Source organism: Roseovarius halophilus (ex Wu et al. 2025) (genome assembly GCF_047086965.1).
In genome coordinates this window covers 1-267 of the sequence record NZ_JBKOTX010000642.1, presented here as the reverse complement: position 1 = coordinate 267, position 267 = coordinate 1, and the positions used below count along the sequence as shown (strand labels likewise).

Sequence of the window (267 nt, the reverse complement as noted above, 5' to 3'; positions counted from 1 at the left end):
CTATTTCACGCGCCAGGTTTTCCCGTTGGGTTGTGAGATTGAGAATGCGTTGTGCAGCTGAAGTCAGCATGAGATGTCCTTTGGTTGGTAATTTGGTCTTCTTTATGTAGCTAAAGCCGGAACCATTCCTTGCCACAACCAGATACGAAAAGCCAGTGCCCTGTCGTATAGACCAGCTCAAGCAATACCAAGCTCCTCGCCTGTGCGCGGAACTTTTTATGTATCAAGCATAACAGGCCGAGCGTAGTAGTGCTCCTGATTAGTTTC

1 protein-coding gene is annotated in these 267 nt (G+C 47.9%); it reads right to left on the bottom strand.

The features are described from left to right. The coding region (locus ACH107_RS33860) for a hypothetical protein (protein WP_412509930.1) at positions 1–181 on the bottom strand (181 nt) is incomplete at its 3' end. Positions 182–267 lie beyond the last annotated feature (86 nt).